Source organism: Kitasatospora sp. NPDC085879 (genome assembly GCF_040686255.1).
In the GTDB taxonomy this organism is placed as follows: domain Bacteria; phylum Actinomycetota; class Actinomycetes; order Streptomycetales; family Streptomycetaceae; genus Kitasatospora.
Window position 1 is genome coordinate 173,092 of the sequence record NZ_JBFBJZ010000008.1, and the last position, 18,773, is coordinate 191,864.

At 73.1% G+C, this 18,773-nt stretch carries 15 protein-coding genes; 6 read left to right on the plus strand and 9 right to left on the minus strand.

Annotated elements, in window-relative coordinates; genetic code table 11:
* From AB0P35_RS09195 to AB0P35_RS09205, 3 genes are all read left to right on the plus strand, one after another.
* Complete coding sequence (locus AB0P35_RS09195; protein ID WP_363508593.1) at positions 1-1,167, plus strand: acyl-protein synthase; 1,167 nt, start codon at positions 1-3, stop codon at positions 1,165-1,167.
* A complete protein-coding gene (locus AB0P35_RS09200; RefSeq protein WP_363508500.1) occupies positions 1,164-3,710 on the plus strand; it encodes an acyl-CoA reductase in 2,547 nt (848 codons plus the stop codon). Before AB0P35_RS09195 ends, AB0P35_RS09200 begins: the two co-directional genes overlap by 4 nt.
* Before the next feature lie 175 nt (positions 3,711-3,885).
* Positions 3,886-4,239 (plus strand): hypothetical protein, encoded by a 354-nt coding sequence (locus AB0P35_RS09205; protein WP_363508503.1) that lies wholly within the window; start codon positions 3,886-3,888, stop codon positions 4,237-4,239.
* A 51-nt stretch (positions 4,240-4,290) separates the two neighbouring features.
* Here AB0P35_RS09205 and AB0P35_RS09210 read toward each other — a convergent pair whose 3' ends face one another.
* Positions 4,291-4,620 carry a hypothetical protein gene (locus AB0P35_RS09210; protein WP_363508596.1) on the minus strand — a complete coding sequence of 110 codons (330 nt, stop codon included), beginning with the start codon at positions 4,618-4,620 and terminating at the stop codon, positions 4,291-4,293.
* Positions 4,621-5,073: 453 nt separating this feature from the next.
* Here AB0P35_RS09210 and AB0P35_RS09215 point away from each other — a divergent pair, with 453 nt between their 5' ends.
* Positions 5,074-5,544 (plus strand): hypothetical protein, encoded by a 471-nt coding sequence (locus tag AB0P35_RS09215; protein WP_363508599.1) that lies wholly within the window; start codon positions 5,074-5,076, stop codon positions 5,542-5,544.
* On the plus strand, positions 5,528-6,439 hold the full coding sequence (locus tag AB0P35_RS09220; protein WP_363508505.1) for an NlpC/P60 family protein: 912 nt from the start codon (positions 5,528-5,530) through the stop codon (positions 6,437-6,439). The genes AB0P35_RS09215 and AB0P35_RS09220 overlap by 17 nt, the downstream gene beginning before the upstream one ends.
* Positions 6,440-6,549: 110 nt before the next feature.
* On the opposite strand, the gene AB0P35_RS09225 is transcribed toward AB0P35_RS09220, so the two are convergent.
* The 8 genes from AB0P35_RS09225 to AB0P35_RS09260 form a co-directional block, all read right to left on the minus strand.
* Positions 6,550-8,127 (minus strand): bifunctional 3-(3-hydroxy-phenyl)propionate/3-hydroxycinnamic acid hydroxylase, encoded by a 1,578-nt coding sequence (locus tag AB0P35_RS09225; RefSeq protein WP_363508508.1) that lies wholly within the window; start codon positions 8,125-8,127, stop codon positions 6,550-6,552.
* Positions 8,124-9,254 carry a VOC family protein gene (locus tag AB0P35_RS09230; RefSeq protein ID WP_363508511.1) on the minus strand — a complete coding sequence of 377 codons (1,131 nt, stop codon included), beginning with the start codon at positions 9,252-9,254 and terminating at the stop codon, positions 8,124-8,126. The genes AB0P35_RS09225 and AB0P35_RS09230 overlap by 4 nt, the downstream gene beginning before the upstream one ends.
* Before the next feature lie 100 nt (positions 9,255-9,354).
* Positions 9,355-11,121: an FAD-dependent monooxygenase gene (locus tag AB0P35_RS09235; protein WP_363508514.1), complete on the minus strand. Its 1,767-nt coding sequence runs from the start codon at positions 11,119-11,121 to the stop codon at positions 9,355-9,357.
* 21 nt (positions 11,122-11,142) lie between these two features.
* Complete coding sequence (locus AB0P35_RS09240; RefSeq protein ID WP_363508517.1) at positions 11,143-12,072, minus strand: amidohydrolase family protein; 930 nt, start codon at positions 12,070-12,072, stop codon at positions 11,143-11,145.
* 127 nt (positions 12,073-12,199) lie between these two features.
* The gene (locus AB0P35_RS09245; RefSeq protein WP_363508520.1) at positions 12,200-14,101 is read right to left on the minus strand and encodes an acyl-CoA synthetase; all 1,902 of its coding nucleotides are present in this window, start codon (positions 14,099-14,101) and stop codon (positions 12,200-12,202) included.
* Between the two features lie 45 nt (positions 14,102-14,146).
* Complete coding sequence (locus AB0P35_RS09250) at positions 14,147-15,097, minus strand: fumarylacetoacetate hydrolase family protein (protein ID WP_363508523.1); 951 nt, start codon at positions 15,095-15,097, stop codon at positions 14,147-14,149.
* A 422-nt stretch (positions 15,098-15,519) separates the two neighbouring features.
* A complete protein-coding gene (locus AB0P35_RS09255; protein WP_363508526.1) occupies positions 15,520-16,170 on the minus strand; it encodes a TetR family transcriptional regulator in 651 nt (216 codons plus the stop codon).
* A 110-nt stretch (positions 16,171-16,280) separates the two neighbouring features.
* Positions 16,281-16,928: a TetR/AcrR family transcriptional regulator gene (locus AB0P35_RS09260; RefSeq protein ID WP_363508529.1), complete on the minus strand. Its 648-nt coding sequence runs from the start codon at positions 16,926-16,928 to the stop codon at positions 16,281-16,283.
* Positions 16,929-17,067: 139 nt separating this feature from the next.
* Here AB0P35_RS09260 and AB0P35_RS09265 point away from each other — a divergent pair, with 139 nt between their 5' ends.
* The gene (locus AB0P35_RS09265; protein WP_363508532.1) at positions 17,068-18,690 is read left to right on the plus strand and encodes an MFS transporter; all 1,623 of its coding nucleotides are present in this window, start codon (positions 17,068-17,070) and stop codon (positions 18,688-18,690) included.
* Positions 18,691-18,773 lie beyond the last annotated feature (83 nt).

Consider the following 18,773-nt stretch of genomic DNA (forward strand, 5'->3'; position numbering starts at 1 on the left):
GTGAACGCCCATCTCGCGCCGGTCGAGGTCCCCGACCCCGCCGCGCTCCCGCACCTGCAGCAGCTGTGCGACCTGGCCACCCCGTACGCCGCCGGTCCGGAGGCCGACGCGCTGTTCGCCGCCGCGATGGCCGAGACCAACGCCTGGCACGCGCAGCGCTCGCCGTTCCTCCGCTCGCTGCTGGACGGCCCGGCGGAGACCCCGGCGCCGACCGTCGGCGCGGGGATCCGCACACCGCTGGTGCACGCCAACTTCTTCAAGCGCCACGAGGTGCTGTCCATCCCGCGGGAGGAGGTGTTCCTCCACCTCACCTCCTCCGGCACCACCGGCCAGAAGTCGCAGATGTTCTTCGACACCTGGACGATCCGCTCCGCCCAGCGCATGGTCGCCCGGATCTTCGACCACTACGGCTGGATCACCCCCGACCGGCCCGTCAACTACCTGCTGTACAGCTACGAACCGGCCCCGCAGCTGAAGCTCGGCACCTCGTTCACCGACAACTACCTGTGCGACTTCGCCCCGGCGAACGACACCGCGCACGCACTGCGGCACACCGGCAGCGGCCACGAGTTCGACGTGCACGGCTGCATCGAGGCGCTGCGGCGGTACGCCGCCGACGGGCTGCCGGTGCGGATCCTCGGCTTCCCGGCCTTCCTGCACTTCACCCTGGAGCGGATGCGCGCCCTCGGCCTGCCGCCGCTCCGACTGCCCGCCGGCTCGCTGGTGCTGCTCGGCGGCGGCTGGAAGGGCCACACCGACCGGCAGATCGGCAAGGACGAGTTCTACGCCGAGGTCACCGAGCGGCTCGGTGTCCCCTCCGAGCGGATCCGCGACACCTTCGGCTCGGTCGAGCACTGCGTGCCGTACATCGAGTGCGGGCACCACCGGCTGCACGTCCCGGTCTGGTCGAGGGCGGCCGTGCGCGACACCCGCACCCTGGAGCCGCTGCCGTACGGCGAACGCGGCTTCCTCCACCTGGTCTCCCCGTACATCACCTCGGTGCCGGCGCAGAGCGTCGTGATGGGCGACCTGGCCTCGCTACACCCCGCGCAGGAGTGCCCCTGCCCGCTGCCGACGCCGTGGTTCACCGTCCACGGCCGCGCCGGGGTCAGCCGCAACCGGACCTGCGCGGCGGCCGCCGCCGAACTCATGAAGGGAATGTCGTGACCACCCGACCGCACCTCTGGCAGGGCTCGTTCGTCGACGACGAGGAGGCCGCCCGGCGGCTCGCCGACCTGCCCGCACTCGCCGCGCAGGCCCTCGCCGAACCGCTGCCCACCGAGCTGGTGCTGGCCGCCTGCGAACGCCTCGCCGACGCCCTCGGCACCCCGGGCGACCCCGCCCACACCCGTCTGCTCGCCGAACTCGCCTCCGGCAACGGCGACCTGGACGAGGCCGCGGCGACCCTCGCCGAGATCGCCGGTGCCATCGCCCGCCCCGCCCTGGAACGCAAGCTCCGCCGCGAACTCGGCGGGCTGCGCCCCGAGCGGTTCACCCGGCCCGACGCTCGCGACACGGTCTTCGAGGCCTGGGCGCCGGTCGGCCTGCTGGTCCACATCGCCCCCGGCAACGCCGCCGCCGTCGCCCCGCTGAGCGTCGTCGAGGGCCTGCTCACCGGCAACCTCAACGTGCTCAAGACCAGCAGCGGCGACACCCTGCTCGCCCAGCACCTGCTCGCCGAACTGGCCGCCGCCGACCCCACCGGCGCACTCGCCCGACGGATCGTCGTGCTGCGCTTCCCCTCCGCCCGCACCGACTGGCTGCGGCTGCTCTGCGAACCCGCCGACGCGGTGGCGGTCTGGGGCGGCGAGGAGGCCGTCCGATCGGTCGCCGAACTCGTCCCGCCCGGCTGCCGCCTCGTCGAGTGGGGGCACCGGATCTCGCTCGCCTACCTGACCCGTGACACCTGGTCGGACCCGGCGGTGCTGGACGCGCTCGCCGCCGACGTCTGCCGCTTCGAGCAACAGGCCTGTTCCAGCCCGCAGGTGGTCTACCTCGACACCGAGGACGAGGACGAGGTCTTCGCCTTCGCCGAGCGCTTCGCCGTCCATCTCGCCGACGCGTCGGCCGCCTCGTCCCGGCCCGAACCCGACCCGGCCGAGCACGCCGAGATCACCACCACCGAACTCGTCGCCCGGCTGGAGGAGCACCTGGGCCTCACCCGGGTGATCGCCGCCGAGGACGGCTCCTGGCGCGTCCTCGCCGACACCCGGCCCGCGCTCGCCGCCTCGCCGCTCCACCGCAGCATCTGGGTCAAGCCACTCCCCCGCGCCTCCGTCATGACCGTCCTTCGACCGATGCGGCGCTACCTGCAGACCGCCGCGATCGGCGGCAGCCGCGCCGACGTCGCCCGGCTCTCGCAGGCGGTCGTCGCCGCCGGCGTCCTGCGGGTCACCCCGGTCGGCGGGATGCTCGACAGCTACCACGGCGAACCCCACGACGGCGTGTACGCCCTGCAGCGGTACAGCCGCCGGGTCGCCGTCCGCGCGGACGACACCTTCGCCACCACCGCCTGCCTGGACGACCTGGCCGGCCCCGAGCCCGTCCCCGCCGCGCCCGGCGGCCCGCTGCTCGACAAGGCCGGGGTGCAGGAGCAACTGCGCACCCTCGCACCGGACCACGCCCAGCTGTACTTCCGCAGCGGCGGCAGCACCGGGGCCCCGGCCCTGTCCGTGTTCACCAACGCCGACTACGACACCCAGATGCGGGCCTCCGCGCACGGCCTCCTCGCCGCGGGATTCAACCCGGCCCGGGACCGCGCCGCCAACCTCTTCTACTGCGGCGGCATGTACGGCAGTTTCATCAGCTTCTTCTCGATCCTGGAGCGGCTCAACGCCACCCAGCTCCCGATCGCCGCCGGCCCCGACCACGCCGCCACCGCCGAGGCCCTGGTGACGTACCGGGCGGACACCGTGTTCGGCATGCCCTCCTACCTGTGGCAGCTGTTCCACGCCCAGCGCGACGCGCTGCGCGCGTACGGTGGGATCCGCAAGGTGTTCTACGGTGGCGAGCACTTCACCGCCGAGCAACGCCGGGTGCTCACCGAGGAGTTCGGCGTCGAGGTGATCCGTTCGGCCGCCTACGGCAGCACCGACCTGGGGCCGCTCGGCTACCAGTGCACCCATGCCGAGGGGTCGGTCCACCACGTCCTGACCGAGCTGCACACCCTGGAGATCCTGGACCCGGAGGCCGACCGCCCGGTGGCCGCCGGACAGCCCGGCCGACTCGTCTTCACCACCCGTACCCGGGCCGGCCAGCGCCTGGAGCGCTACCAGATCGGCGACCTCGGCCGCACGGTGGACGGCCCCTGCCCCTGCGGCAGCCACGCCCCCCGGATCGAACTCCTCGGCCGCCACGGCGACGTCGTCCGCGTCGGCACCTACTTCCTCAACGTCCGACGCCTCGGCCAGGTCGCGGAGGAGCACCTCGGCTACCGCGGCGAACTCCAGCTCCTCCTGGACACCGACGTCGACCGCGAACGGGTCACCGTCCGCCTCGACGAGCGCTACGCCCCCGACCCCGGGACCGCCCGCGCCGCCTTCCTCACCGCCGTCCCCGAACTGGGCTCCGCCGTCGCCGAGGGACTGCTCACCTGCACCGTCGAAAGGGCCCCCACCACCGCCTTCGAACGGACCCCCACCAGCGGCAAACTCCGCACGGTGATCGACCGGAGGCCGAACGGCCTGACGTCCGGTCCGGCCACGGCCTGACCTCCCGAGCTCGGCGGGGCCCGGCCCCGCCGAGCTCCCCCCGTCCCGCGGCGCCGGGCGGGACCGCGTCGGCCGAACGTGCGGCGGTGGGCGTGCGGGCCGGCGCCGGCGGTTCTCCGACGGACAGCAGCCCGCGTGGGAGACGCAGCCCGTACGCTGCCGGGAGCCGGAGCGGGTGATCGTCACCCGGGCGGCCGGACACACCACCGAGGAGACAACTGTGCAGTTCCGCGTCGCCGACCTCACCCTCCACTGGACCGGCACCGACGACACCACCCCGCCCGGCCACGTCATCGCCGCCGGCCACGATCCGTTCGGCGATCTGCGCATCTTCCTCTGGATCGGCAGTACACCCGATGACGACGCCTATCGCGGGTCGCTGCTGATCAAGTACCACCAGGCCGTCGCCGCCTACGGCCCCGGCGGAAGCTACGTCTCCGGCCTCGGCGACCAGACCACGCTCCTCGCCCGGCTCGCCGACAACGGCGGGAGGGAGGCGAATCCCTCGCCGGCTCGTCCCGGCGGGTGAGTCTCGCCGCGCCGAGTCGGACGGCCCGGGGCAGGTCGGGCGCCGTTCGCCTCAGAGATCGCAGCCGGTGGCGGTGGCGGCCGTGCCGGTGGGCAGCGGCACGGTGTGGCCGGGCGGCGGGGTGAAGCCCTTCCGGGTCCACTCCACCAGGTCGTCGAAGGCTGCCGTGAAGCAGGCCTGCATCGGCCGGACGACCTTCGGTGCGACGGCGTAGAAGCCGTCGGTGTGGGTGCCGTTCTCGATCCGGTAGTACCTGTGCAGGTCTCCGCGGCCGGAGTCGGTGACCATCCTGTCGTACACGTCCCCGGTCCGGTTGATCGGCAACAGGACGTCGTAGGTGCCCTGAAGGGTGATCAGGGGCCGGGAGACCCGGCCGGTCAGGGAGACCCGCCCGACCGCGTCGTGGACGGCCGCGGGCCGGGAGGCGCAGTCGTGGTCGGTGTCGCAGCCGGCGCCCGTCCCTTCGGCGCAGAACGGGTACCGCCCTGGGTGGCGCCGTCGTAGTCGGGGTCGAGCTCTTCACGGATGGTGCGCTGCAGGGAGTTCCACAGCGTCTTGTAGTGGGCCTTCCACAGGTCCTCGGAGCCCTTCGGGTAGCCCTGGCGTACATGGCCTCCGCCGCGCCGGGCTCCCGCGTATCGTTCCCGGTGAACAGGCGGATGCCGCCGTACGATCAGGGCGGCCCTTCGGCGCCCGGGATCGGGATCGCCTCCCTGCTGGGCATCCAGCCGGGGTCACCGTCGTGGGGACCGCGTCCGACGGGCGCCGGGCGGTCGAGGCCGCCGTCACCGCCCGCCGGGGCCGGCCGGCACCCTGACCGGACGCGAGGTGGACGTGCTGCGCCTGATCGCGGGCGGCTCGACGAACCGGGAGATCGCCGCCCGGCTCTACCTCGGCGAGGGCACCGTCAAGAACCCACATCTCCCGCATCCTCGGCTGCCTCGGCCTGCGCGACCGTACACAGGCCGCCCTGTACGCGCGCGACCACGGCCTGATCTGATCCGGGCGGACACCCCGCCCGCACCGCACTGTGGCGGTCACAACCATGGACACCAACGTCCTTATGGTGCAGGGCTGTTGGTCGACCACTGCCGCGCCCCGTGCGGCCGGTTGCACCCGTGTTGTGCCTGTCCCGTGGGGGAGCAATGGAGCTTCGAGGCGCGGGTGGTGCTTGCGGAAATTGTTTTCACCCGGGCCTGTCGGAGTCGGACGGTGCGGTGCTTGAATGTCCGCCACCAACCCCCCTTCCATTGCTGCCACTTGTGGCACACAGCATTGAGGATGCCCTGTGACTACGCGCGTTGACCTGTTACCACGGCGGGCCCTTCCCGTTCTCCGCCTCGCTGCGCTCCTGGCCGTACTGGCCTCCCTCGCCGTCTTCTTCGCCGGCGCGCAGCCGGCCCATGCGGCGCCCGCCTGCGGAGTCCTCTCCTCGGGTGCCGCGCCGCAGGCCAACTCGGCGGTGAACGCGGCCTGCAGCCTGATCGGCACGCCGTACTCGTGGGGCGGCGGCCACGGCGGACAGCCGGGCCCGTCGTACGGGATCTGCGACGCGTCCAACGGCGCCCCCGACGACTGCCACGTGAAGGGCCTGGACTGCTCCGGCATGGTCCGCTACGCCTACTACCTGGCCGTGGGCACGGACGTCATCAACGGTGTCACCACCACGCAGTGGACCTCCTCGCGTGCGGTGGCCAGATTCTACCGGGGCGACGGGACGGGCCCGTTGCTCCCGGGCGACCTGGTGTTCTACGGGAACACGCCGTCCACCATCCATCATGTGGCGATCTACCTGGGCCAGGGTTACATCGCCGAGGCACCGTACTCCGGCGGCCACGTGCAGGTGGCCGCACTGTCCTCGCACGGCGACTACTACGGCACCATCCGCCTCTACGGCCCCGGCGGCTCGACCCCTCCCCCCGGCGGCGGCCGGTACTGGGTGGACACCTTCGCGAACGCGTCGGTGTACGGCTCCCCGACCAGTACGACGAGCACCGGCACGCTCTACCAGGGCACCAACTACGTGTTCTGCAAGGCGTGGGGACGCGAGATCCGCAACGGCAGCAGCTTCAACCACTGGTGGCTGAAGACCGACCCGGACGTCGGCCCGGCCGGCCAATGGGTCTCGGCGTACTACCTCTCCAAGTGGGGCAACGACGAAGCCAAGGACAACAACGGCACCGTCATCCGGGACTGCTGACCCGGCCGGTCGAATCCCTCCACTGCGGCCCGCTGCACCGAACGAAGGTCCGGCCCGGTGGACGACCGTCCGCCGGGCCGGACCTTGTCCCCACGTCGCGGAGACCTGGATCAGCCCGCCGTCCGGGCCTCCAGCAGCGGCGCCCACACGTCGGCGCCGGCCGCCAGATCCGCACCGCCGGGCCTGCGGCCGGTGGCCAGCACCACGCGGTCGGGCCGCAGCAGTACGGCCGCGGCACCGCCCATCCAGCGGGCGATGGTGCCGTCGTCGCCGAGGTCGGCCGGGGTGGTGATCCGGGCATCCAGGGCCTGGGCCAGCCGGGTGAGGGCGGGCCCGGGCGGACCGGTGGTGATCAGGGCGAAGGAGGTGCCCAGGCGGTCGTCCAGGAGGATGCCGTCCCCCTCGGCACGGGGCTGGGGGCAGAGAGTCCCGATGCGGGGGTGGCCCGGGCGTCGGCGGCGGTGGACCAGCGGCCCCGGCCGCAGCGCCGGGGAGAGGCCGGACAGGGCGAGGGTGGAGACACCGGGAAGGCGGGATGCGGCCGGCAGGACGGCCCCGCGGGCGATCGCGAAGCGGGGACCGCCGCCGGTCATCAGGGTGCCGATGACGACGGCTGTGCGGATCAACTGCTGGGCATGGGGCCTTCGTTCGGCCTGATAGCTGTCGAGGAGCCGGTCCGGGGCGCGGCCACCGAGGACACGGGCGAGCTTCCAGGCGAGGTTGTGTGCGTCGCGCAGGCCGGCGCCCATGCCCTGGCCGATGAACGGCGGGGTGAGGTGGGCGGCGTCGCCGAGCAGGAAGGTGCGACCGCGGCTCCAGTGATCGGCGATCTGCGCCCGGAAGGTGTAGGCGGCGGTCCGCAGGACGCGCAACTCGTCCTCGGGGATGCCGGTGGTCCACGGGGCGACGAGGCGGAGCAGGCGGGCCCGGTCGGTCAGGGTGTCGGGGTTCTCCCCCGGGCTCAGGCGGAACTCCCAGCGGTAGCGGTCCTCGCCGATCCGCATGTAGGTGGCGGCACGCCCGGGGTCGCAGACCTGGTGGACGCCCTCCCAGGCGGGCAGTGGCGGTCGGCAGCTGATGTCGACGACCAACCACTGCTGGGGGGCGGCCAGTTCCCGCATGCGGGAGCCGATCGCGGCGCGGGTGGGGCTGTTGGCGCCGTCGCAGCCGAGCAGGGCGTCGGCCAGCAGGGTGCGGACCGCGCCCGTGTCCTCGTCGCGGACGGTCAGCCGGACCGGGCCGGTGACGTCGTGCGGTGGCGTGACGATGGCGGTCACCTCGGTGGCGCCCCGCAGGGTCACCAACGGGTGGTGCCTGAGATTGTCCCGGAGCAGCTGTTCCAGCTCGGGCTGGTCGAACATGTTGGCCTGCGGGAAGCCGTGCTCGCCGCAGCTGCCGTCGCGCCGGAACTCGGCCAGTACCCGGTGGCTGCCGTCGAGCAGGCGCATACCGCGGGCTGGGCGGCTTATCGCGCTGAACTCCCGGTGGATTCCGACGGCTTGGAGGATGCGGTGGACCTCGTCGTCGAGGTGGACGGCGCGCGGCAGCGGATAGGGGGCGCGATGACGCTCCAGGACGAGGACGGGTACGCCCTGACGGGCGAGCAGGGTGGCGGCGGTCAGGCCGGTGGGCCCGGCGCCGATGACCACGACGGGCACGTGCTCGGGTGCGGCGACGGGGGTGTTCACGAGGAGAGTGCCTTCATCAGGCCGAGCAGGCGGCGGCGGTCGATCTCGTTGTCCTCGCGGAGGGCGGTGATCGCCTCGCGGAGCAGACGCGGGGAGGGGGTGCTGCCGAGGAAGTCGCGGGTGGCGGGCGGCCCCCATTGGGAGAGGCCGGAGGTGCACATGGTGGCCCAGCCCGGTTCGAGGGTGGAGTCGAAGAGGTCGCCGTCGGTGAAGTGTTCGAGCATGAGGTGGTCCGGGTCGCGCCAGTAGTCGAAGATCTGGCTGCCCTGGATGTGGCGGCCGATGCCCCAGGAGCGGCGGTAGCCGCGTTCACCGAGGTACCGGCCGCCGGCGGCCAGTGCGTCGAGGTCGGCGACCTGGTAGGCGGAGTGCACGTACCCGGTCTCGGGGCCGAGGTGCATGGCGAGGGTGTGGTGGTCGGCGGGGCGGCTGCCGAGGTCGCAGCGGATGAAGGCCATGGTGGGGCCGCGGTCTCGCTGGCCGTCGAGGTAGAGGAAGTCGCTGACGATCAGGCCGAGGTGCGTGAGGTACCAGTCGAGGGCGCGGCGGAAGACCCGTGTGGACAGGACGAGATGACCCAGCCGCTCGATCCGGGCGGGGGCGTGCTCGGGGCGCTGGGTGGCGTTGAACCTGGCGACGGCGGTGCCGGTGTTGACGACCAGGGGCTGCTGGACGGGCAGGGCGGGCAGCTCCTGGACGCCGTGCACCACGCGGACCGGCAGGCCGGAGGGGTCGAGGAGGTCGACGCACCGGCCGCCGCCGTGGTCGGCGATCGGGCGGACGCTGCGACCGGTGGCCCTGGCGAGGCGGTTCAGGTCGTCCGCGTCGGCGGCCTTGAAGGCGGGCCCGATGAACCGGGAGCCGGGCCCCTTGCGGATCACCAGGCAGTGCGTACCGGCCAGGGCGCCGCGCAGGTACAGGGCGTCATCGCTGCGGGCGTCGACGGTGAATCCGAAGTCGCGGGCGAAGGTCTCGGCGCGGCCGAGATCCGGTTTGGTGAACTCCAGCCAGGCGATGTCGGTGACCTTGATGACGGGCTGGGGTGCGCGGCCGGGGTGTTCGCCGCGCAGCGCGCCCTGCTCGCTGTGCAGGCCCTGGTGGGCGTCCGCGGGGGTGGTGTCGTTCATGGTCGGGTTCCGTTCACCGGGGGCGGGTGGTGGCTTCGGGGTGCCCCGCCGGCCGTGGCAGCGGCCGGCGGGGCGCGCACGGTGGGGCGGCGGTGGCGGTCTACCGTGCGAGCAGGGTGTCGAGCGCGGCGGCGAGGTCGGCGGCGAGGTCGCCGTCGGTGTTCGCGGCACGCCAGCCGATGAAGCGGTCCGGGCGGACGAGGACGGCCCCGTCGGTCGCGTGGCCGCGGTCGCGGGTCCAGGTGGAGCGCAGGTCGCGGTGGTCACCCTCGACGTGGCCGATGCGGACGGCGTCGAGCGGGAGGCCCGTGCGGGCGGCGATCTTTTCTGCGGCGTCGCACCAGGCCTGGCCGTCCTCACCGGCGATCAGGAGGAAACGGCCGGGCCGCACCAGCCGGGCCAGCGCGAGTTCGGCGCCGTCCTCGTCGTGCAGGAGGGCGTGTGGCAGCGGGTGGCCGGGGCGGGCGGCGGGCCGGTAGAGGCGGACGGGGTCGGGGTTGTGCGGCGCCTCGGTGCCGTCGGGGACGACGGCGGCGGAGTCGTAGGTGTAGCCGAACTCGACGCCGAGTTCGTTGAACTCCATCGACTGGGCGGCGACGGTGCGCAGGAAGGTGCGGCGGAACGCGGTGTCGTCCGCCTCCCGGCTCCACAGCCGCCGGGCCTGTGCCCAGTTCTCCTCCTCGTCGGCCTGCGGACCGCCGCCGAACAGGGAGTTGATGTGGAGCTGGTTGAGCGCGTTCTCCAGGGCGCGCTGGACGTTGCGGGCGTCAACGGGGCGGCGCTCGGCCTCGTAGGTGTCGAGCAGCTCCTCACCGGCGTGGCCCTTCAGGACGGCGGCGAGCTTCCAGGTGAGGTTCTGCACGTCGTGCATGGCGGAGGTGAGGCCGAGGCCGCCGGTGGGCGGGTGGCGGTGCGCGGCGTCGCCGGCCAGGAAGACCCGGCCGTCGCGGAAGCGGTCCGCGGTCACGCCTTCGACGGACCATCTGGAGATCATGTGGACCGTGACCGCGTCGGCCGGGATGCCGAGGCCGGCGTACATGTCGGCGAGCACGGCCTCGTCGTCCAGGGCACGGCTGTCGTCCGGACCGTAGTGCAGGTGGAAGACCCACTCCTCGGAGTCCGGGCCCCAGTGGTCGGGACCCATCGGGACGAGCACGCCTCCGGCGCCGATGCCGGGCAGCCACATCCAGCGGATCAGCACCTCCGGGTCGCGGGCCCACCGGGAGAGGTCGGCGGTGATGTGGAAGGAGACCATGCGGGCGACGTCGCGCAGGCCCTCCTGCCGGATGCCGAGCGCCGGGCCGACGGTGCGGCCGCCGTCGGCGCCGATCACGTACCGGGCGCGGACCCGGTAACTCTCGCCGGTGCCCCGGTCGGTGACGATGGCGGTGACGCCGTCACCGTCCTGCTCGAATGCGGTGAGCTCCTGGTTGAAGCGCACTCCGTCGGGGGCGAGTTGCTCGGCGCGGGCCCGCAGGTGCGGCTCCAGGCGGATCTGCGGGAGGTTGGCCTGTCGTTCGGGGCTGGCGGCGAGCCAGTCCGGGGAGCTGCCGCCGCCGCCCCAGGCCTCCATCCGGACCAGCCGGCGGCCGTGGTCCTCGCTGTCGCCGTTCAGGCCGACGTACCAGCCGGAGTGGGACATGTTGGCGGCGGGGGCGGAGGCGGCGTAGATCGCCTCGGCGGTGCCCACGTCGCGCATGATCTCCATCGCGCGCTGGTTGAGCACGTGGGCCTTGGGGAGGATCGAGGTGCCGGGCCAGGCGTTGACCAGCAGGGACTCGATGCCCATGGTGCTGAGCAGCATGGACGCGGTGAGGCCGGCTCCGCCGCCGCCGACGATCAGGACGGGTACTTCGAGGTCGTTCATGGGGTGCTCCGAGGGTGGGGGTCAGGCCAGGCGGGGGAAGAGGGCAAGGGCGTTGCCGGCGTTGACGGCGGCCAGGCTCTCCCGGTCGAGGCCGTCGTACCGGTCGAGTTCGCCGCTGAAGTGGGCGACGGCGATTTCGGGGGCGAACGGCCAGTCACTGCCGAACAGCACGTGTCCCGGGCGGGCGAACGCGAGCAGGCTGGGCAGCGCGGCGGGGCTGGAGGACAGCGCGGTGTCGAAGTAGAAGCCCGCGAGGTCCTCGAAGATCTGGTCCAGGCCGCGGCCGGTCTCGGCGAAGAGCGCGGCGGCGATCCGGTGCGAGGCGTACGGGAGGAAGCCGCCGCCGTGCGAGAGGACGATCTTCAGGTCGGGGTAGCGGCGCGGGACGTCGTGCAGGACGAGGTTGGCGGCCGCACGGGTGGTGTCCAGCAGGAAGTCCGCGGCGAACGGCGGGATGCCCGGCACCGGCGGAGCGGGCAGGTCGGAGGGGTGGACGTGGACCACCGCGCCGCGCCGGTCGAGTTCGGCGAGCAGGTCGTCGTGCGCGGGATCGCCGAGGTACACACCGCCGTTGTTGGCCAGCAGGGACACCCCGTCGGCGGCGAGGTCGTCCAGCGCGTGGGTGGCGGCGTCCAGCGCGGCGTCGAGGTCGGGCAGCGGCACGGTGGCGAGGAAGCCGAAGCGGTCCGGGCGGTCCTTGACCAGTTCGGCGCTGTACTCGTTGACGACCCGGGCCATCCGGGCGGCTTCGAGGCCTTCGCCGAGCCAGGTGCCGGGGGTGGACAGCGAGAGGACGGCCGTGCGGACGCGGTAGCCGTCCATCAGCGCGAGGGCGCTGTTCGGACTCCAGTCGGGCAGTTCGCGTCCGCCGGAGGCGTCGATGCCCTTGGCGCGCAGCCAGGCGGTGTACTGCGGTGGGAGAACGTGATGGTGGACGTCGACGCGGCTCATGGCGTTCCTCGGCGAGTGGGGGCTTGAGGGGTGGGTGGGGTCGTCGGCCGCGGGTCAGCCGACGGCCGGCAGGACGAGGTCGGTCGGGCCCGCCGGCGCGGGCGGGCGGATGTCGAGCGGTCGGAGGTCAGGTCGCGTACTGCCAGTCGAGGGCGTACCGGTCCAGGGCGGCGGCGACCTCGCGCTGCCGGGTCTCGTCGCCGGGGCGGGGCACCAGGACGCGGATGCCGCCGTCCAGCGGCGTGCACGTGATGTCGTCGAGCGTGATGTCCGGTGCCAGCGCGGCGAGTTCGGCGTGGACGACGCGGCGGGCGGCGTCCATGCGCAGGCCGAGCTTGTACGGCTTGCCGACGTCGGTCAGCGGCAGCGCCCCGAGGACGACCACCTCCTTGGGCACCGCGGCGCGCTCGGGTACCCGGTCGGCGGCCCAGGCGAGCAGGTCGGCGGGCCGGGCCGGGGATGCGGCGACGAGGGTGACGTAGACGACCGGTACCTCCCCGGCGTGGATGTCGGGCCTTCCGACGGCTCCGGCGCCGGTGACGTCCGGGTGGGCCAGCAGGGCGTCCTCGATCGCGGCGGGGTCGATGTTGTGCCCGCCCCGGATGATCAGGTCCTTGGCGCGGCCGACGAGGTACACGAAGCCGTCCTCGTCGACGCGCGCGAGGTCGCCGGTCTCCAGCCAGCCGTCGACGACCTTGCCGGCGTGCTCCAGCCGCGGCCCGTCGGCCGTGCTCCCGGCGACGTATCCGGCGAACACGGTGGGGCCGCCGATCGCCAGCGTGCCGACCTGACCGACCGGCAGGTCCTGCCACCGGCCGGTGTCCGGGTCGATCCGCACCGTCTTGACCCGCTGGTACGGCAGGCGCTGGCCGACCGATCCGGGGCGGTGGTGGGCGGGGAAGCTGCGGGCGGAGGCGCAGGTGGCCTCGGTCAGGCCGTAGCCCTCGCAGAGCGGGACCCCGGTGTGGTGTTCGAACGCCGCGCGGACGGCGGCAGGCAGCGGGGACGCGCCTACGGCGGCGAACCGCAGGGTGGAGAGATCCGCGTCGACCGGGATCTGCGCGAGAACGGCGTAGACGGTCGGGACGGCGGACATCGCAGCGATCCGGTAGTGCTCGACCAGCTTCCAGAACACGCCGTACAGGGCGGGCTCCCGGTACCCCAGCGGCCCCGCCCACACCACCTGCTGGCCGCGCAGCAACGGCGCCAGCAGCGTGACGACCAGGGCGTTGACGTGGAAGAGCGGGAGCGCGGCGAGCATCACCGAGTCGGCGTCCGGCATGGTGGTCGCCGCGATCATCCACGCGTCGGTGACCTCGTTGCGGTGCGTGTGGGCGGCGAGCTTGGGGGTGCCGGTGGTGCCGCCGGTGTGGAAGTACGCGGCCAGGTCGTCGGCGCTCGGCGGCTCGATGCCGTCCAGCCGGTCGTCGGGGTGACCGTCGGCCAGCTCGCGGAGGTAGCCGACCTCGGTGCCCGCCAGCGGTTCCAGATCCGGCGCGGGCCCTTCGGCGCGGGTCGGCGCGAGGGCCAGCAGGGCGTCCAGCCCGAGCGAGGTGGCGACCTGACGGGCCGTGCGCCACACCTCGGCGTCCAGCTGCGGGCCGGCGGCGACGAGGACGCGGACACCGCTGCGCCGCAGCAGCTGCTCGACGTGTTCGGCGGCCAGGCCCGGGTTGACGGGTGCGGCGATACCAGCGGTCTGCGCGCCGAGCAGGGCGGCGGGCAGCTCGGCGGTGTTGGGCGAGAGCAGGCCGACCGCCGAGCGGCGGGTGACGCCGAGCGCGCGGAACAGGTTGGCGTTGCTCCGCACCCGGCCCAGTAGGTGGGCGAAGGTCACGGTGAGCGGATCCAGGTACCGCTCGGCGTCGGGCAGGGTGTGGAGTGCGGGCCGGTCGGGCCACCGGTCGGCGGCGCGCAGCAGGGTCTCGTAGGTGGTTCCGGGCAGGCCGCGCTCGCTCAGCGGTACGGCTTCGACGGCGGTCAGGTCCGCGGGTGTCTCGTAGGCGGGCCAGAGCAGCGGGGTGGTCATGATCGGCACCGTGCGCCTTCGCGGGGTCGGAGGTGGGGAGGGTGGTCAGTGGGCGCGCACGACCGTGCGCTGTTCGCCGAGGTCGATCGCGCGGTCGGCGGTGGCGATGCGGGCGGTGACGACGTCGCCGGGCTGCAGGTAGTCGGGGTTCTTCGCCTGGCGGCCGAAGAAGACCTGCCAGCGCTTGTGCGGCGGCAGCAGGGCGCCGAGGGTGGCGGCGAGCCTGCCGGGGGACTTGAGCGCGGTGCCGCCGGGGGTGCCGGTGAGCAGCACGTCTCCGGGCTGCAGGGTCTGGAACCGGGCGAGCAGGCTCAGCGCCCGGGCGGGGCGCACGATCATGTCGGTGGTGCCGTGGTCCTGCCGGGTGACACCGTTGACCTGGAGCGTCAGCCGTAGTTCGGCGAAGCGGGCGAGGTCGGCGGCGTCGGTGAGGACCAGTCGGGGGCCGAGCGGGGTGAAGGTCGGGTAGGACTTGCTCTCGTAGAACTGGGTCTTGGGCAGCTGGAGGTCGCGGGCGCTGATGTCGTTGGCGACGACCAGGCCGTGTACGTAGTCGGCGAGGTTCGCCTCGGTGACCTCGGTGCCGATCGGCAGGTGGGCGCCGATCACCAGGCCGAGCTCGACCTCGTAGTCGAGGAAGCGGACACCGGCCGGGCGGATGACGTCGTCGAACGGGCCGCTGACGGAGCCCGAGGCCTTGCGGAAGAACGCGGGCGGGACGGTGTCCGGGTCGAAGCCCGAATCCACGGCATGTGAACGGTAGTTGACCATCTGCGCGACGACCCGGCAGGGCGTGGTGACCGGGGACGACAACTCGCCGCCCGCCGGCTCCTCGCCCGCGAGGCCGGCCGCGGCCTGCCGGGCGGCCGCGTCGACTGCGGTGCGGTCGGCCAGCAGTTCGGCGGTGGTCGCGGCCCGGGTGGCGATCGCGTGCCACCTGCCGGCCGCGTCCTCCACCCACCATCCGGTGCTGGTCCGTACGACGGCGATGCTCATTGGCTCTCCTGCGTCCGTGCGCTCGGTGCGGATGCGCGGCCGGGCTGCTGCGATCGGATAACTGATACAACCATCAGCCTTGATGCTGCCATTCGTCAAGAGCCGTCAACACTGATGAAACAATCAGATTGCTGGGCATGCGAAGCCGAGGTCGTTTCTGCCACATGCACATATCCGTCCGAACGCGATGAAAGGAGCCCTCTCCCCCGCGCCGATGTCACGTCCCACACGCGCCTGGCCCCGGCGGCGGGCCGTGGAGGCCGGGGTGCGGAGGCCGGGGCGTGGAGGCCGGGGTGCGGACGCCGGGGTGCGGACGCCGGTCCGTCGCAATGCCGGGTCGTGATGCCGTCCATCAGCCGGACCGCACGGTCACCCCGGTCGTCCGCGGGTGACCCGGCCCCGCCCGGCCGGGACCCTCCGCGCTACGCGGGGGTGGCCGGCAGCGGCCGCCGGGCGATCTCGCGCGCGTCCTCGACTGCCATGCCCAGCATCCGCAGGACCAGCTCCGCCATCTGCTCACCGGCGTCGGAGGCGGTGCGCTCCGGGTGGCGCAGCCGGAGATCGATCAGGCCGAGCAGCGCCCCGCCCACCGCGGCCAGGGCGACCTGCGGGTCCGCGACGGAGAAGCGGCCGGACGCCGCCGCCTTCTCGATGTCCCGCAGCGCCCGCGGGGCGAGCCCGCTGTCGGAGTGGATGTGGCCGAGTCCGCTCCGCCGAAGGATCCGCATGATCTCCGGGTGGGACTCCACCATGGCAATGGTCAGGCGGACGCTGGCGGCGAAGGTCTCGGCCGGGTCCTCGATGCCGCCGGCGACGGTGTCCAGCGCCGTCCCGTACTCCTCCAAGGCCTGGCCGACGGCCGCGTCGAAGAGCTCGCCCTTGGAGGAGAAGTGGTTGTAGAACGAGCCGAAGCCGACGTCGGCCCGCTCGGCGATCTCCTGGATGCTGACCTCCCCGTCGCCGTCCGCGCGCTCGGCGAGGATCTGCCGCGCGGCCGCGATCAGCGCCTGGCGGGTCGCCGCTCGGCGGCGCTCGAACCGGTTCGGGGAGGAGGTGCTGGGCTGCTCGGGCATGAGCACATCGTAAACCGGTTCGTACAGATGTGATGGGTTCATCACATCTGCTGCCGATTCAGGCCGGGTGGCCTCGGGCCGGGCGGGGCCCGGGGTGGGGCCGACCGGGGTCAGCGGGCCGGACCGTCCACCGTCGACACGTCTCGCGCCACATCCGCAGCCGTCTCCGTCGGCACCCCCAGGGCGATCAGGGTCTCGGTGGCGGTGGCCGTTCCGGCGGGATCCTCCCAGGCTCCGGCGTTGACGGCCTCCAGCAGGGCCAGGGTCAGCGCCTCCAGCGCCGATCCCAGGACGGCGGCCGGCAGGTGACGGTGGAACACCCCCGCATCCTGACCGCGCTCCACGGCCGCGACGACCGCGTGCCGCGCCGGCCTCAGCAACTCCTCGACCCGTTCGACCCCCAGGTCCTGGAGGGCCAGCGACAGCAGCACCCGGTAGCGGTCCCCGACCTGCCAGATTCCGACGACGAGCCGGGCCAGCGAGCGCTCGGGCCCCTCGACGGGGCGGGTCGGCGCGGTTGCGACGGCCAGCGCGTCCCGCAGGGCCTGCGAGGCCTCGTCGGCGAGCGCCTCCAGCAGCGCCGCACGTCCGTTGAAGTGCCCGTAGAGCGTGCGCCGCACCACGCCGGCGGCACGCGCGATCTCGTCGAGGGTCACCTCCGGGTTCGCGCCGAACTCCTGGCGGGCGACGGCAAGGATGCGGGCCCGGTTGGACCGGGCGTGACTGCGCCGGACCACGGACTCGGCGGACTCCCCCATGACGTGCCCTTCCTCTCCATGGCGACTCCTTCGCGCGAGCCGACCTCACGCCAATACTTGCACACGGGCGAGCAAGGAAACTAACCTGCACACGAGTGAGCAAGTACGGGATCCACCCCCGCTCCGCAAAGGACCTGCCATGCCCCTGATCGCCTCCACACCCGTGGCCCGGATGTCCCGCCCGTACCCCCGACGCAGGTGGGCACTACTGGTGCTCTGCCTGAGCCTGCTGATCGTGGTGATGGCCAACACCTCGCTCATCGTCGCCGCCCCCGACATGACCCGTGACCTGGGCCTGGACAGCAGCCAACTGCAGTGGGTCATCGACGCCTACACCGTCCCCTACGCCGCGCTGATGCTCGTCCTGGGCGCCGTCGGCGACAAGTACAGCCGACGCGGGGCCCTGATCACCGGCCTGGCGGTCTTCGGCGCCGGCTCGGTGATGGGCAGTCTGGTGCACGATGCGAACGCCGTGATCGCCGCCCGCGCCGCGATGGGCACCGGCGCCGCCGTGATCATGCCGGCCACCCTGTCGCTGCTCGTCGCAACCTTCCCCCGCCACGAACGCGCCAGGGCGATCACCGCCTGGACCGCCACCTCCGGCCTGGCCATCGCGCTCGGCCCGCTGCTGGCCGGCTGGCTGCTGGAGAAGCACGCCTGGGGCTCGACGTTCCTGATCAACGTCCCGATCGCCGCAGTCGCGATCGCCGCGGCACTGGTCCTGGTGCCACCGTCGAGGGCGACGGACATGGGCCGGCTCGACCTCGTCGGCGGGCTGCTGTCCATCGTGTCGGTCGGGTCCCTCGTGTACGCCATCATCGAAGGCCCGCACTTCGGCTGGGGCGTCGGGCCGGTCTCCGCCGCCGTCATATCCGGCGCCGGACTGCTTGCCTTCGTCGGCTGGGAACTGCACCATCCGCACCCGATCCTCGACGTCCGCACGTTCCGCTCCCGCGCCTTCACCGGCGCCATGATCGCCGTCCTGATGTTCTTCTTCGGGACGTTCGGCGCCATCTACTACGCCACCCAGCACCTGCAGTTCGTCCTCGGCTACGGCCCGCTCGCCACCGGTGTCCGCCTGCTCCCGCTGGCCGGCGCGGTCTTCGTCGGCGCCGCACTGACCGGCGTCCTGACCCCGCGGCTCGGCATGAAGTCGATGGTCGTGGCCGGCATGGCCATCGGCACCGCCAGCGTCCTGCTGCTGACCCGCATCGACACCGGCTCCACCTACACCGACTTCCTCGCACCGCTCGCCATGCTCGGCTTCGCCATCGGCCTCAGCGTCTCCCCCTGCACGGACACCATCATGGAGGCGTTCCCTGAGAGCCGGCTCGGCGTCGGCGGTGGCGCCAACGACACCGCGCTGGAGCTCGGCGGCGCCCTCGGCATCGCCGTCCTCGGCTCCGTGCTCAGCACCGGCTTCCGCGCCAACCTCACCGACACGGTGGGCGACCGGCTGCCCGCAGCCGCACTGGAGACGGCCACGGACTCCATCGGCGGCGCCCTCGCGGTCGCCCGGAGCATGGCCCGGGACCCGCAGGTCGGGCCCGAGCAGGCCCGGGCCCTGGTGTCCGCCGCGAACCACGCCTTCGCCGACGCCGTCGCGCACACCAGCCTGGTCGGCGGGATCATCATGGCCGCCGCCACCGTCCTCGTGCTCGCCGTCCTGCCGAACCGGACGCCCGAGCACAACGGCATCAAGGCCGACGCCGGAGCCGACGCCGAAACCGTCCCGATCGACGCCCGGCCCGGCCGTGGGTGACCGACCCGGGTGAGCCGGCCCGGCGGCCGAAGTAGCCGCCGCGAAGGCGCACTTGACCATCATTGATCGTGACCGGACAATCG